Raw genomic sequence first — 14,283 nt, forward strand, 5'->3', positions numbered from 1 at the left:
GATTCCTCAGAAATGGCTTTCAAAATCGCAGGCTCAATGGCGATTAAAGAAGCTGTAATGAAGGCTTCACCAGTGCTATTGGAGCCTATGATGAAAGTTGAGGTGGAAGCTCCAGAAAACTTCCTTGGGGATGTGATGGGAAACCTCAACTCCCGTCGCGGTCAAATTGAAGGCATGAACTCGGAACAAGGCATTACAAGAGTAACAGCCAAAGTTCCGCTTGCAGAGATGTTTGGCTATGCGACGGATATCCGGTCGATGACTCAAGGGCGGGGTATCTTCTCAATGGAGTTTAGCCATTACGAAGAAGTTCCTCGCAACGTGGCTGAAACCATCATCGCCAAGAGCAAAGGGAACACATAAATCGGTCTGTAGTCTTTGGTCAGTTGTCAGTAGAAAAGCCAACTGACAACTGACAACTGACAACTGGCAAAGGAAAAAGGAAAAAGGAACAGGTAATACATGGCACGCGCAAAGTTTGAACGCACTAAACCCCACGTCAATATCGGCACGATTGGTCACGTTGACCACGGTAAAACGACCTTAACCGCTGCCATTACGATGACTCTGGCAGCAATGGGTCGGGCGAAAGCAAAGGGTTATGCCGACATTGATGCAGCGCCGGAGGAAAAGGCTCGCGGTATTACCATCAATACCGCCCACGTTGAGTATGAAACCGAATCTCGCCACTATGCCCACGTGGACTGCCCAGGTCACGCGGACTATGTGAAGAACATGATCACGGGTGCAGCTCAAATGGATGGTGCCATTCTGGTGGTGTCGGCGGCAGATGGCCCCATGCCTCAGACGCGGGAACACATCCTCCTGGCTAAGCAAGTTGGCGTTCCCCGTCTAGTTGTCTTCTTGAACAAGCAAGACATGGTGGACGATGAAGAATTGTTGGAACTGGTAGAACTGGAAGTCCGGGAACTGCTAAGTTCTTATGAATTCGACGGTGACAATATTCCCATCGTCGCCGGCTCGGCGCTACAAGCGTTGGAAGCGATGGCTGCCAATCCCAAGACCCCACGGGGTGAGAATGAGTGGGTAGATAAAATCTACAAGTTGATGGATGAGGTCGATGCTTACATTCCTACTCCAGAGCGGGATATTGATAAGCCCTTCCTGATGGCTGTGGAAGACGTATTCTCCATCTCAGGGCGCGGTACCGTTGCGACTGGTCGGATTGAGCGGGGCAAAGTCAAAGTTGGGGAAACTGTTGAGCTGGTGGGAATTCGAGACACTCGCAGCACAACAGTAACTGGCGTGGAAATGTTCCAGAAGACCTTGGATGAAGGGATGGCTGGCGATAACGTCGGCGTTCTACTTCGGGGTTTGAAGAAGGAAGATATTGAGCGAGGTATGGTGCTAGCCAAGCCTGGTACAATTACTCCTCACACTCAGTTTGAGTCTGAAGTGTACATCCTTCAGGAAAAAGAAGGCGGTCGGAAAACACCGTTTTTTGCTGGCTATCGTCCTCAGTTCTACGTGCGGACAACCGACGTAACTGGAACCATCAAAGCTTTCACCTCGGATGATGGCTCTAACGCCGAGATGGTGATGCCAGGAGACCGGATCAAAATGACCGTTGAGTTGATCAACGCGATCGCAATTGAGCAAGGGATGCGCTTCGCGATTCGTGAAGGCGGTCGCACCATTGGTGCTGGCGTCGTCTCCAAGATCCTAAAGTAGGATTTTGACCAACAAATAAGGAGCAGAAAAGCATATGCTTTTCTGCTCCTTATCTGTGTCCTTGAAATCAGATGCTAAACTCCAAGAGCTGTACGTGTACGGCAAAAAACCGCCGTCCTAGTAACAACTAAAACCTAACAAATAACCACTAATTAGAACCTGGACAACTGAAAATGGCAACTATCCAGCAGCAAAAAATTCGCATTCGCTTGAAGGCTTTTGACCGGCGTTTGCTTGACACCTCTTGCGAAAAGATTGTCGATACGGCAAACCGGACACAGGCAACAGCTATTGGCCCCATTCCCTTACCAACCCGGAAGAAAATTTACTGTCTTTTGCGCTCTCCTCACGTTGATAAGGATTCGCGGGAACATTTTGAAACTCGGACTCACCGCCGCATCATTGACATTTATCAGCCTACCTCCAAGACAATTGACGCTTTGATGAAACTGGATTTGCCAGCAGGCGTTGATATTGAAGTCAAACTTTAAATACACGCTCTTGTAAGTCTGCATTCGACAAAGCCCTTTAGAGGTATCTTTAAAGGGCTTTGTCGTTGGGAATCTAGGAAAAAGATCGGTTAAAGTAAGTAAAGAATCGCACGTACAGCAAGTATAGGGACAATGGCATCCTCTTCCTCAATCGCAGTTCGAGAACTCCCCCTGTTTCCACTGCCCGAAGTGGTGCTATTTCCAGGGAGACCCTTACCGCTACATATTTTTGAATTTCGCTACCGAATCATGATGAACACGATTCTGGAGAGCGATCGCCGTTTTGGGGTTTTGATGTGGGACCCAGTTCAGAGTAAACCAGCCGCCGTGGGATGCTGCGCTGAAATTATCCACTTCCAGCGTCTTCCCGATGACCGCATGAAAATCTTGACCTTGGGACAGCAGCGGTTTAGGGTCTTAGAGTACGTCCGCGAAAAGCCTTATCGCGTTGGTTTGGTGGAATGGATTGAAGACCATCCACCAGAAAAAGACCTGAGAACCTTAGCCTCTGAGGTTGAACAACTGCTCAGAGATGTGGTGCGTCTTTCATCCAAGTTAACCGACCAAGACATGGAGCTACCAGAAGACTTGCCGACTCTCCCTAGAGAATTATCCTACTGGGTTGCCAGCAATCTTTACGGGGTCGCATCTGAACAGCAAGCCCTTCTGGAAATGCAAGATACGACAACCCGCCTAGAGCGCGAAGCCGAAATTCTCACTTCTACTCGCAATCATCTCGCGGCTCGTACCGTCCTTAAAGATGCGCTCCAGTAAGTTTCATTAGTTGTTAGTCATTAGTCTTCAATGATTAGTTCAGTGCAAAAACCTTAACTAATCACTGATTCAGAACTAATGACTAAGGACTAAACACGAGCATCTGCTCGCAAGTCATACCAGCCATACCAGTGACGAACTGCAAGCCAGACAGCGCCCAAGAGAGCGGCTACGCTGAGAGTAAGTCCCGTGTAAGGAACGACGAGTCCCAAGACTGGCACAACCGCACCAGCAATCGTGCAAATGACGGCCGCAAGAGACGCACGGCGGTTTGACCCCAATCCCCACGCCAAGGCTAGCAAGACGATAGAGATGAGAGTCCAAGCCAGCTTGACATCAATCAGGCGGCTAAGATAAGTCAAAGTTAGCAGACAAGCGAAGAAAATACCGCCAGCGATCGCTACATTTCTGAGGCTCATGGGTAGCGACATATAAAGCAATAATATCCACCACAAGAATACGGCTGGTGCGAGTAACAGCAACCGGGGAAGGATACCTGTGTTGCGAATTGGGCCAGTCGAAGTAAAGACACCAAATGGATTTTGGACTGAAACGTTGTCGTCAAATACCCAGGTGAATCGAGTGCCTTGTCCCTCAACCTTACTTTCTGTGGGGATAATCCCACTAGCAAAATCCGCTCCAGGGAAGTTCGCCAGCGCGGTGAGGCGGAAATTGGAGAGTAATTGCCCGGTGGCACTATAAACCCAGCGCGGCCCGCCTTGAGCTTTATAGCTGACTTTAAAACTAGCTACTTGTCCAGGTTCGAGACGGAATGGAAAACCATAGTCACCGGGATTCGCTTGCTGAAGCCGAGTCCCGTCCCGCTCTACCTTATAGCTTTGCAGCAGTGAGTAACCGGCAGGCGGCGGGACTTCAAAGAAAAAATTGCTAACATCGGTCAGCGGGTTGGTAACTTTATAATCGGCACTGTAGTCAACGCGATAAATTGCGCGACGATCTTGGGCATCTGTGCTTTGGTCAATTTTTACCTGAACTTGCGATTCGCTCAGAGTTAGCAAACGGCTAACTTCTCGCGTATCGTTGACTTTGACGATTTTACCCTCAACTTGAGTGGTATAAGTGTAAGGCTCTTTGAGGACATAGCGCACTTGGGGTGCAGGTTGCTCTAGCCTGTCACCGGCAACACTGGCAGCTACCTGAGCGACCCGTGCTTGTTCCCAGTGGTGGTAGCGATTGCCTAAAGTTGAGCTAAGAAAAAATCCTCCCACCATTAGAATTAAAACCAAGGCAGCGTGGGGTAAACTTCGCAATAATCGAGAGTAGCGAACCACCCATTCACCCATGAAAAGCGCTTGTTCTGGTTGATCTCGACGGAGAGAGAAATTTAGCAGCGCGATCGCAATTCCCAACGCACCAACTAGAAACACAATGATGAGGAAGGTACTCAGTACCTGCCCCCCAAATTTCATTAGCTCAGCCGGATGCGTTAAATCGGGCAATCCGGGAATGCCTTGAGCAGATTGAAACATAAAAGTTTGGGATTTTGTAGAGACGCTCGATATAGCGTCTGGTTTGAGTTTTAGAGACTACAGTCCCAAGGCTAGAGTTTCCCTACCGGCAGAATTGAATAGCTACCAAAGATTTTGAGCGTTTCGGTATAGGTGGATAATTCTTCTAAGGCAGATTGAACCGATGCCTCTGTAGTGTTCGCTTCCAAGTCAATAAAGAACAGATAGTCGCCAAGACTCCGCTTCGTCGGGCGAGATTCAATTCGACTCAAGTTAATGTCGCGACTGGCAAACACTTGAAGCAGTTTGGCGAGTGCCCCAGGTACATTGGCAGGAACGCTGAACGCCAGAGAAGTACAACTGCCTCCGGTAGCGGGTTGTAAACTCAGCACCCAGAACCGCGTGTAGTTGTCAACATAATCATTAATCGGGCAAACCAGAATCGGTAGATTGTAGAGTTGAGCGGCTCTAGAGGAAGCGATCGCCCCCGCTGTTTTGTCCTCATCCAGATACTTGAGAGCTTCCGTCGTCGCATTTGTCGGTACCAGCTGCGCCTGCGGCAGAAACCGCTCCAGCCACCCCTGGCACTGAGCCAAAGCCTGTGGGTGAGAATAAACGGTCTGAATTGCCTCTAAATTCGGCGCTCGTGACATCAGAGCATGAGAAATTGGCAGTACCAAAGCTTGTTGAATTTGCAGCGTATCTAACTGCCACAGGGTATCCAACGTTGTCGTAACACTGCCCTCAACCGAATTTTCTACCGGCACCACAGCTAGATCCACTTGTCCCTGCGCTGCGGCTCGGAGTGTCTGAGCAATGCTGGGATAGGGACATAACAACGCTTCCTTTCCCATCTGGGTTAGCCAGCTAACATAAGCCAAAGCAGCGGCTTCTGCGTAAGTGCCAGGAGGTCCTAAGTGTGCAACGGATACGACCATTAAAGCTAGCCCTTTATTTTTCCGTGATAGTCATTCTGACACCTTTTTTACCTTTCTCAGAAAGTCGGTGCTAACGAGGCTGTCCCTCGCAAGGGATAGAGTGGAGCTACTTTATGCCCTATCCCAGTGTCTATTTCTTATGCCTCCGAAAGAGGAGACCTGCTTTATAAATTTTTATAATTACAGAATGCTTTAGTTGATGCCTTCTTTACTAGGACGGATTTTAGCTCCAGAAAAAATTCTGTCCGCTTTTTTAAGAACTGTAAAGTAAAATTAATTTAATTTAGCGTACAGAATTACATTCTGTTACCATCCTCTCATGCAAACTCAATTTGTTGCCTCCCAATCTGTTCAAATTGCTGTTCCGGAACAACCTGTTCCCATTCAGCATTATTTGCGCCAGCCCCAACGTCTTGTGCAGGCTCTAGTCGATCCGACTCGAATTGAACAACTCAGTGACGAGCTTTTTCGTTTGAAAATGCGTCCCTTAAGCTTTATGACCCTGAGCATTCAACCAATTGTGGATTTAAGAGTATGGGCAGAGTCGGATGGAACAGTTCATTTAACATCTACAAATTGCGAACTGCGTGGTGTTGAATATATCAACCAACGCTTTGCTCTCAATTTAATTGGTAAGCTTTCTCCGTGCGAATTGAATGGAACAACTCATCTCAAAGGAAAAGCAGATTTAGAGGTCAAAGTAGAGCTGCCGCCGCCTTTTTTGTTTACCCCTAAGCCGTTTTTAGAAGCGACTGGAAATGCTCTACTCAAAAGTGTACTGTTAACTATCAAACAACGATTGATGCATCAGTTACTTTTAGACTATCGTCGGTGGGCAAACGCTACTAATTCTCAGTCCTCTGCAATTAGCAATCAGCCTTCCGAAAGTTTTGAGTTTTGAAATTATTAGAGCGGTTTTGCTCGTTTTATCTGTTGTCTCAGCAATATGTTTGGATAAACCCGCTTGTACTCAATTGCTCAGGAGTAGGGCATCAGTAAATTGTTTTTATTGATTACCCACCCGACAGGGACTAAAAGACATTCGATGCAAGCGCGAAGGACCGTATTGTTGCAGAGCTAAGAGATGCGGAGCAGTACCGTAACCTTTATTAGCTGCTAAATGATAGGCAGGATACTGGGTGGCGAAACGCATGATTAAGTCGTCGCGCCACACTTTGGCAACAATGCTGGCCGCAGCAATGACCAGCGATTGCTCATCACCCTTCACAAGATTCTGTTGCGGTACCGCCAAGTCTGGCAGCGACCACTTCCCATCAACCAGACACATCTGCGGCTGTACCTTTAGCTTAGTGACAGCCCGCTTCATTGCCAATAACGACGCCTGCAAGATGTTGATCTGGTCAATTTCCTGATTGTTGGCATAACCGATTTTCCAGTCAAGCGCGATCGCTTGAATGTGTTCTGCCAGTTTGCTGCGCCGATAGCTAGACAGCTGTTTGCTGTCTCTAACCCCAGCGGCTGCAAGTTCCTCAAAAGCAGACTTGGGTAGAATTACAGCCGCCGCCACCACCGGCCCAAATAAGGCTCCGCGCCCCACTTCATCCACACCGGCAACCAGTTCCCAATCGCCAGCTAACTCTGGCAGATCCGCTAGGTTGAAATTCGGTTTACGGATTCGCTTTACGACGGCGGGGGCATTTTGCACTTCCGGCGACACGATCTTTGACTCCTTGAGAATTTAGCTTCTGACGAATGAAGGATGAATCATAACAGTATGGAACTGAATTTTTAGGTAAATACCTACAGTCTTTCTCGTTTCATCCTTCATCCGGCGCGTTAGCGCCGCTTCGCTAACATCCTTCAGCCTTCAGAAGCCTCCGTTGCAGAAGACCGACGACGACGCCGCCGGTTTATCACGGGGCTACTTTCAGCTTCATTAGAGGATGCAGAAGAAGCACTCTCCACAGTGTCTTCTTCGCTAGGAGCTTCGGGTTCGGGCATTACCACAGGCATCACCAACTCAGTTGGTGGTTCCTCGTCCGTTGTCTCATCTCCCCCATCTCTCATCTCATCTTCCTCGTAGGCGGAGGATATATAAGAGAATTTCTCGTCAAGCGCGGACTCTACGCCAGGAATATCCCTATCTATGATGTTATCTATGACCCTGACAGCTTCCCTGTTTGGTTCTACAGACGGTGCAGGTGCAGTTTGGGCAGACTCTCCGGGTAAGGTGACAGAAACAATCGCTGATTTAGGATTTTTGACCTGCCGATTCAGGAGTACCAACGGAGAAATTCCCATTAAAGCATAGATATCTTGTTGCTCTGGGGTCATTTCAATCGAAACAATCTCCGGCGGTTCAACTTCCTGCCTGGAAGGCTTAGGACGCTCCGGTCTTGACGCCCGACGACCTTCTTCCACAGCGGGTAAAACGGGCAATGGCGCTGCTGTAAATACCTCGGTATCTCTGGATACTTCTGGTTCTGCTACCGGACTCTGTCTGAAATGATTCACCAGTGGCGGAGAAGTCGAGACTCGAACGGGATTTTTAGTGATTTCCTCTCTTGCAGGAGGTTCGCCAATACGGCGGCGACGACGACGGCGATTATTGTTATTGACTCCTCCCCGTTCCTGATAACTGGGATGATGCATCAAATCCATTGCGTCATCATCATCATCATCATCAACAGCTAAATCTAGGGCTTCGCTGCGACTTTCACGGATGTCTGGGAGGGGCATTTCCCGGACGCCAAGTTCGTTTCGTTCGTTTCGTTCGTTTCGATAAGGTGCCGTCCGGACTTCCCTTACAGGCACTGGCACAGAATGCTCGGCAATTTCCCCGCCATTTCGGGCAGGCTCACCGGGAAGGCGAACTTGATGCCCCAAGCCGCCGCAGGTCGGGCACGCCTGACTAAACAATTCGTAAATATTTTGACCTTGGCGCTTGCGGGTCAGTTCTACTAAGCCGAGTTCTGAGAGTTGAGCAATCTGCGGTCTTGCTTTATCTACTTTCAGTGCTTTGTTAAAGTGTTCCAGCACTTGCAGCTGGTCTCGCCGCTGATCCATGTCAATAAAGTCAACAATAATCACACCGGCGATATTCCGAAGCCGCAGTTGGCGGGCAATTTCCGTTGCTGCCTCGCTGTTTGTCCAAAGAACCGTTTCGCGGGCTGTTGCGGAGCGGGTAAAGGAACCGGAGTTAACATCGATGACCGTCAATGCTTCCGTCGGTTGAATGATAATGTAGCCACCAGAAGGAAGATCGACTCTGGGCTTGAGGGCTTCTCGAATCGCGGCATTGACGCGGAAGTATTCTAAAATCGGGAGACGCTCGCGGTGATGGTCGATCAAAACCCCTTCAGGCGATCGCCCTCCGCTCCAGCTAAGTAAGTATTGCTTAACTCGTTTGACTCCCGTGTGGGAATCTACCACAATGCGATTGACTTCCGCACTGTACATATCTCGCAGGACGCGCTGAATGAAATCATCGTCTCGATTCAACAGCGCTGGTGCCCTGGTGGAGTTTACCTCTTGCTGAATTGCCTCCCACTGTTTTTGCAGAGACTCTAAATCTTCAATGATGGCTTCTTCCGAGCGTCCTTCTGCTTCTGTCCGCACGATCAGCCCCATACCTGCGGGTTTAATCAGAACCGCTAACGCTCTTAGGCGGTTGCGTTCGCTCTCACTCTTGATTTGCCGAGACAGACTTACACCCCGTCCGAAGGGCATCAACACTACATAGCGTCCGGGTAAGCTGACGTTTCCGGTAAGCCGGGGGCCTTTGTTGCCCGTCGGCTCTTTCATCACTTGTACCAATACTTTCTGCTGGGGTGTCAGCAGTTCTGTTATCGCACCGGCAGAGCGTTTTAGCCGCAACGGACCCAAGTCAGTAACATGAATAAAGCCATTTCGCTCTGTATCTCCAATGTTTACAAAGGCAGCATCTATCCCAGGTAAGACATTTTCGACAACGCCCAGATAAATGTCTCCAACTTGATGGTTGCCAGTCGCAACGACGAGTTCTTGAATTTGATCTTCCCAAAATACGGCAGCGATTCGATGCTGCTCTGCGATGATAATTTGCTTTGGCATTCAATTTCCTCAAAATTTGCAGCAAGCTGATAGCACAACAGACAGGCGGAAGTTGCTCACTGGCAGAAGGCGGAATGGAATGTATTCATTTATCCTTCCGTACCCTTCGAGGTACAACGAAGAGCGGCTCTTCGAGAAGACCTTCGGTCTACGCCCCACATCCTTCATCCTTTCGAGGTGACTCTCACTTTTGCTCAAAAAAAATAACAGTGTCAGCCTGAAACAACTCTGTACGGGCCGGTTTTGTTTTACCTTCTGGTTCAATGACAGCAGGGATAGATTCTAAACCCGCCCCTACCTAGAGAGAATAAAGGTGCGATCGCCCATAGTCACTGGAATCAGTAACCGACAAGCTGGGTCAACTCTTCCCCGATGAATTTAAGTTGCCAGTGCCATCCTTTTTCAAAAAGGTTGAACGCTGGACTTTGCCAAGAATGAACAGAAAGTCTCAAAGAAAAGCTAGCTGCGCGAGCGCCACCATGACAGGTTCACACGAGGGGCAACCCGATGGAGCCTCGATCCGCAATTGCTTCTATTGTGATGTATTATATCGCGCTGTTACGCCGATCGGACGTAACTTAGATTGGCAGTGGCGTTAGCCAGAACTTTCTCAACCTAAGTTTGCAGATTTGGTTGCTTAACCGACAATCGAAGCTTGCCTACGCAGACTGGAAATCGTCGCGATCGCGTGCTGTGCGACTCGATCGATCTCCTCCGCGGTATTCTGCCGTCCAATCCCAAACCGCACCGACGCATAAGCCAGCAGTTCCGAGCGTCCCAGCGCTGTCAGGACATGAGAGGGAGATACTTTGACAGAGGTACAAGCCGATCCAGAAGACACTGCCACCACTGGTTGCAATCCCAGTAATAGCGCCGCTCCATCTACACCCTCGACACTAATATTAAGGTTTCCGGGTAGTCGCTGGGTGGGATGTCCATTTAAATGAATCCCTGTCAAACCGCTTAGTTGCTGCCATAGGCGTTCCCGCAACTGGACGAGGCGTTGCGTCTGCGATTCCATTTCAGAGAGTCCCAGTTCTACTGCCTTAGCAAACCCAACAATTTGCGGTGTATAAAGAGTACCAGAGCGCATCCCCCGCTCATGTCCGCCTCCATGCATTTGGGGTGCCATTTGGACTCTAGGGTTGCGGCGTCGGATGTAAAGAGCGCCAATTCCTTTAGGACCATAGACTTTATGGGCAGTCATTGACATCAGATCGATGTTCATCGCCGCTACATCTAGGGGAATTTTGGCAATTGCTTGGGCTGCATCAGTATGGAAAAGTACCTGATGCTGGCGACAAATTGCCCCAATCTCTGCTAACGGCTGTATAACTCCAATTTCGTTATTCGCCGCCATCACCGAAACTAAAATCGTGTCCGGACGAATCGCTTTCTCTAACTGGGTTAAATCAATAAGTCCATCGCTTTGGACGGGGAGGAAAGTCACCTCAAAACCAAGCGATCGCAAATAATCACAAGGATCGAGAACCGCATTATGTTCCGTCTCTACAGTAATAATGTGGCGTCCTTTTTGAAAATAAGCTTCCGCGACGCCCTTAATTGCTAAATTATTTGCCTCCGTCGCACTGCTGGTAAAGACAATTTCTTCCGGTGTGGCGTTAATCGCGTCTGCCAAAATTGCTCTCGCTTGTTTGACAGCAGCTTCCGCTTCCCAGCCATAGACATGGGTAATACTGGCAGGATTGCCAAAATGCTCGGTAAAGTAAGGCAGCATTGCCGCTAACACCCGCTCATCAAGAGGTGTCGTTGCATGGCAATCGAGATAAATAGGGCGCTGAGTCAATTGTTTCGTTGAATGGTTCACAATCCCATTTTGGCAAATTGTAGGTTTAGCAATTGAGGATACGATAGCTATAGCCTCAGCTCGGTGCAGAAGGAGGTTCCCATGAGTCTGACTATCCAGGATTTAGAAAAGCTGCAAGAAAAGCGATGAATGTTTTAGGGAGATCGCTTTCTAGGCTTTCTAGAAAAGTTATCTCAAGATCCTCAATCTTTTAGGGCGACGATTGCCAAACCTCGATTTTCCCCTCCTCACCATTGCTGACCAGGATTTTTCCATCAGGACTAAAAGTAACAGAATTAACAGCGCCTGAATGGTTAGAAATCGGGCTTTTTAGCTCTCCTGTTTGTGGATTCCACAGCTTGATTGTCTTGTCCCGACTCCCACTCACGAGAGTCTGTCCATCGGGACTGAAAGCAACCGAATTAACATAGTCTTTATGGGCAAAGATAGTGCGTGTAGGGCTACATGGCTGTGCGCCTTTACAACCCTTCAAAAGCTCTTGCAGATTCCATAGATAAATTTTGTCGGAAATGTTGCTAGTGGCGAGAATCCGACCATCTGGGCTAATGGCGACAGCAGGAACACCATTGTCTGAAGGCTCAGAGATGGTGCTAATTAGGGTACCTGTGGACAGATTCCACAGTTTGATTGTTTTATCATCGCTGCCACTGACAAGGGTTTGTCCATTTTGAGCGATCGCAACCGATAAAATAAAGCCTGAATGCCCCTTGAGAGTATTTTTCAGTTGCCCCGTGCCCAGATTCCACAGCTTGATTGTCTTGTCCTTACTCCCACTGGCGAGAGTTTGTCCATCTGGGCTAATCGCAATCGAAAAAACCCGGTCTTCAGGCCCTGATTTGAGGGTTTGCAGTAGTTGTCCAGAGTGCAAATTCCACACTTTAATGGTTCCGTCACCACTACTACTTGCTATCTTCTGCCCATCAGGGCTGAAGGCAAGGGAATAAACCCAGTCTGAATGACCTTTGAGGGTTTGCAGTTGTTGTCTCGTCCCTAAATTCCACAGCTTGATAGTGTTGTCATCACCACCGCTTGCGAGGGTTTGACCATCCGGGCTAATCGCAACCGAATAAACATTTTTTGAATTTCCAATAAAAGTATTGGCTAAAGCAATATTTTCTACCCGATTCCAAGAATTATTGAGTTTTTGCAACGACTGTGATGGACTATTTGAAATTTGTAATAAGGGTGATGAATTATTTTGTTTCGGAAAGTAGTAAATCCCCGCTGTTAGCGCGAAAGTAGTGGCAAGACCGACTCCAATTCCGATCAGCCAATGAGGTTTATTTTGAGGAGTCGCAACACCAGCATTGCTCATGGGTGTATCGACCGAGGATGTTGATAACTCAGCAACAGCATCCTGGATTGTTTGTGGCTGAGATGGGTCGGTTTGAGGTAATAGTGTAGAAGTGACAATTGGTTGAGTCGTGGCTGGTGGAGGCGTTAGGGTTTGTGTGGGTGGCACATGATAAGCCCCCGTTGACATTTGGGAATTAACCCATTGAAGTGCTTGCAAAGCTTCTGTTGCTGTTTGGTAGCGTTGACGGTGGTCATAGCGCACCATTTTGTCTAAAACATCGGCGAACGGCTGGCTGACTTGTACCTTATCCCGCCAAATCATCTCGCTGGTTGTCGGATCTTCTGGTAACTGGCTGGGTGGTATTCCTGTAATTGCTTGGATACCAATCATTCCCACTGCATAGATATCGCTGCAAAATCGCGGTTTGCCACCGAGTTGTTCGTTCGCCATGTAACCGGGCGAACCAATCGCAACCGTTAAAGTAGTATTCCTTTCAGAGTTAGTTTTTTGAGCGCTAACTTGTTTAACTGCCCCAAAGTCAATTAAAACGATCTTTCCATCTTGTTTGCGCCTAATTAAATTTGAAGGTTTGATATCGCGATGAATGACCTCTTGCTGATGAACAAATTCTAATATTTTTAAAATGTCTCCACAGAGGGTCATTACCTGATTTTCACTCAGATGCTTACCAACAGGTAACTCTTGCTTGAGTTCATGCCCTTCGATAAATTCTTGTACTAAATAGAACTCTTGCTCTTGTTCAAAATGAGCCAAAAGTTGGGGAATTTGATCGTGTTTTCCCAGCTTGTAGAGGACTTGGGCTTCTCGATCGAATAAACGCTGTGATACTTGTAAAGTTAAGGGGTCGGTAGCTTGGGGTTTAAGTTGCTTAACAACACACAGTGGATTTCCGGGTAGCTGCCGATCTTCAGCCAGGTAAGTTTGACCAAAACCCCCGCCTCCCAAGTGTTTGACGATGTAATAGCGACCACTGAGCGTTTTTCCCAGCATGACATTTGTACAGTGTAGTTGTCTGATAGTTTAGCCTTGGGAATCGGGAAATCCACAGAGTACGCGAACTGACAAGTCAGCGCTAGGCTAACCCCTCGCTTCGCATGAGCGCGATCGCTTTTCGCCCTCTTGTTTCCTCAGCCTTGATTCTCTACCCTTATTTCCCCAAGCTTCTAGCTTTAAGGCACGCTCCAAACCTTAATGGTTCCATCCAGGCTACTACTATAAATCGTCTGCCCATCCGGACTAATCGCAATTGCGAAAATCGTGTTGGAATGTCCCGTCAGGGTGCGAATCAATTCTCCAGTCCGCCGATTCCACAATTTTAGGCTGTTTTCCTTAGTACCACTGCCACTAAAGAGCATCTGACCATCTGGACTGAGGGCAACCGCATACACTCCTCCAGAAAAAGAGCCATTTGGCAATCGAGATCCATGAGGAAACGTATTCAGCAGTTTGCCTGTTTGTAAATTCCATAATTTTGTAGTTCCATCTGGACTGCCACTGGCTAGGGTTTCACCATTCGAGCTAATCGCGATCGCCCTCACTGCCTCGATATGTCCCCCAAAGGTGCGGCGCAGTTCGCCCGTTTCCAAATTCCACACATTGATGTCATAAACGTTACTACTGACCAGCGTTTGTCCATCTGGACTAATGGCAACATTCCGAACGCCCTCATCTAGCCCTTCTTTGATCCCGATCAGCGATCGCACCAATTCACCTGTTTGCA

Annotated in this window: 11 protein-coding genes and 1 pseudogene; 5 read left to right on the top strand and 7 right to left on the bottom strand. The window is 48.4% G+C overall.

The genetic code is table 11. The annotated features are described in order from the left end of the window. The 4 genes and pseudogenes from fusA to H6F50_RS05900 form a co-directional block, all read left to right on the top strand. Positions 1 to 363, top strand: a pseudogene (fusA, locus tag H6F50_RS05885) (elongation factor G); the annotation flags it as partial. Positions 364 to 462: 99 nt separating this feature from the next. Beyond that, a complete protein-coding gene (tuf, locus tag H6F50_RS05890; RefSeq protein ID WP_190415405.1) occupies positions 463 to 1,692 on the top strand; it encodes an elongation factor Tu in 1,230 nt (409 codons plus the stop codon). 173 nt (positions 1,693 to 1,865) lie between these two features. Continuing rightward, on the top strand, positions 1,866 to 2,183 hold the full coding sequence (gene rpsJ, locus H6F50_RS05895; RefSeq protein WP_190415403.1) for a 30S ribosomal protein S10: 318 nt from the start codon (positions 1,866 to 1,868) through the stop codon (positions 2,181 to 2,183). A gap of 132 nt (positions 2,184 to 2,315) precedes the next feature. After that, a complete protein-coding gene (locus H6F50_RS05900; RefSeq protein WP_190415401.1) occupies positions 2,316 to 2,957 on the top strand; it encodes an LON peptidase substrate-binding domain-containing protein in 642 nt (213 codons plus the stop codon). 89 nt (positions 2,958 to 3,046) lie between these two features. Here the strand turns inward: H6F50_RS05900 and H6F50_RS05905 are convergent, their stop codons facing one another. Further along, the gene (locus H6F50_RS05905) at positions 3,047 to 4,447 is read right to left on the bottom strand and encodes a hypothetical protein (RefSeq protein ID WP_190427379.1); all 1,401 of its coding nucleotides are present in this window, start codon (positions 4,445 to 4,447) and stop codon (positions 3,047 to 3,049) included. A 71-nt stretch (positions 4,448 to 4,518) separates the two neighbouring features. Then, entirely contained in the window at positions 4,519 to 5,364 is an 846-nt protein-coding gene (gene pheA, locus H6F50_RS05910; RefSeq protein WP_190427382.1) for a prephenate dehydratase, read from the bottom strand. A 319-nt stretch (positions 5,365 to 5,683) separates the two neighbouring features. Between pheA and H6F50_RS05915 the strand changes: the two genes are divergently transcribed. Continuing rightward, a complete protein-coding gene (locus tag H6F50_RS05915) occupies positions 5,684 to 6,265 on the top strand; it encodes a DUF1997 domain-containing protein (RefSeq protein WP_190415395.1) in 582 nt (193 codons plus the stop codon). A gap of 105 nt (positions 6,266 to 6,370) precedes the next feature. On the opposite strand, the gene H6F50_RS05920 is transcribed toward H6F50_RS05915, so the two are convergent. The 5 genes from H6F50_RS05920 to H6F50_RS05940 form a co-directional block, all read right to left on the bottom strand. Then, positions 6,371 to 7,000 carry a ribonuclease HII gene (locus tag H6F50_RS05920; RefSeq protein WP_347277138.1) on the bottom strand — a complete coding sequence of 210 codons (630 nt, stop codon included), beginning with the start codon at positions 6,998 to 7,000 and terminating at the stop codon, positions 6,371 to 6,373. Between the two features lie 185 nt (positions 7,001 to 7,185). Next, entirely contained in the window at positions 7,186 to 9,417 is a 2,232-nt protein-coding gene (locus H6F50_RS05925) for an Rne/Rng family ribonuclease (protein WP_190427385.1), read from the bottom strand. A gap of 637 nt (positions 9,418 to 10,054) precedes the next feature. After that, positions 10,055 to 11,224, bottom strand: a complete 1,170-nt coding sequence (locus H6F50_RS05930) for an IscS subfamily cysteine desulfurase (RefSeq protein ID WP_190427387.1) — start codon at positions 11,222 to 11,224, stop codon at positions 10,055 to 10,057. 211 nt (positions 11,225 to 11,435) lie between these two features. Then, a complete protein-coding gene (locus H6F50_RS05935; protein ID WP_190427389.1) occupies positions 11,436 to 13,553 on the bottom strand; it encodes a serine/threonine-protein kinase in 2,118 nt (705 codons plus the stop codon). Between the two features lie 179 nt (positions 13,554 to 13,732). Further along, on the bottom strand, positions 13,733 to 14,283 hold a 551-nt coding region (locus H6F50_RS05940; RefSeq protein WP_190427392.1), incomplete at its 5' end, for a WD40 repeat domain-containing protein.

The organism is Coleofasciculus sp. FACHB-712 (assembly GCF_014695635.1).
GTDB lineage: Bacteria > Cyanobacteriota > Cyanobacteriia > Cyanobacteriales > FACHB-T130 > FACHB-T130.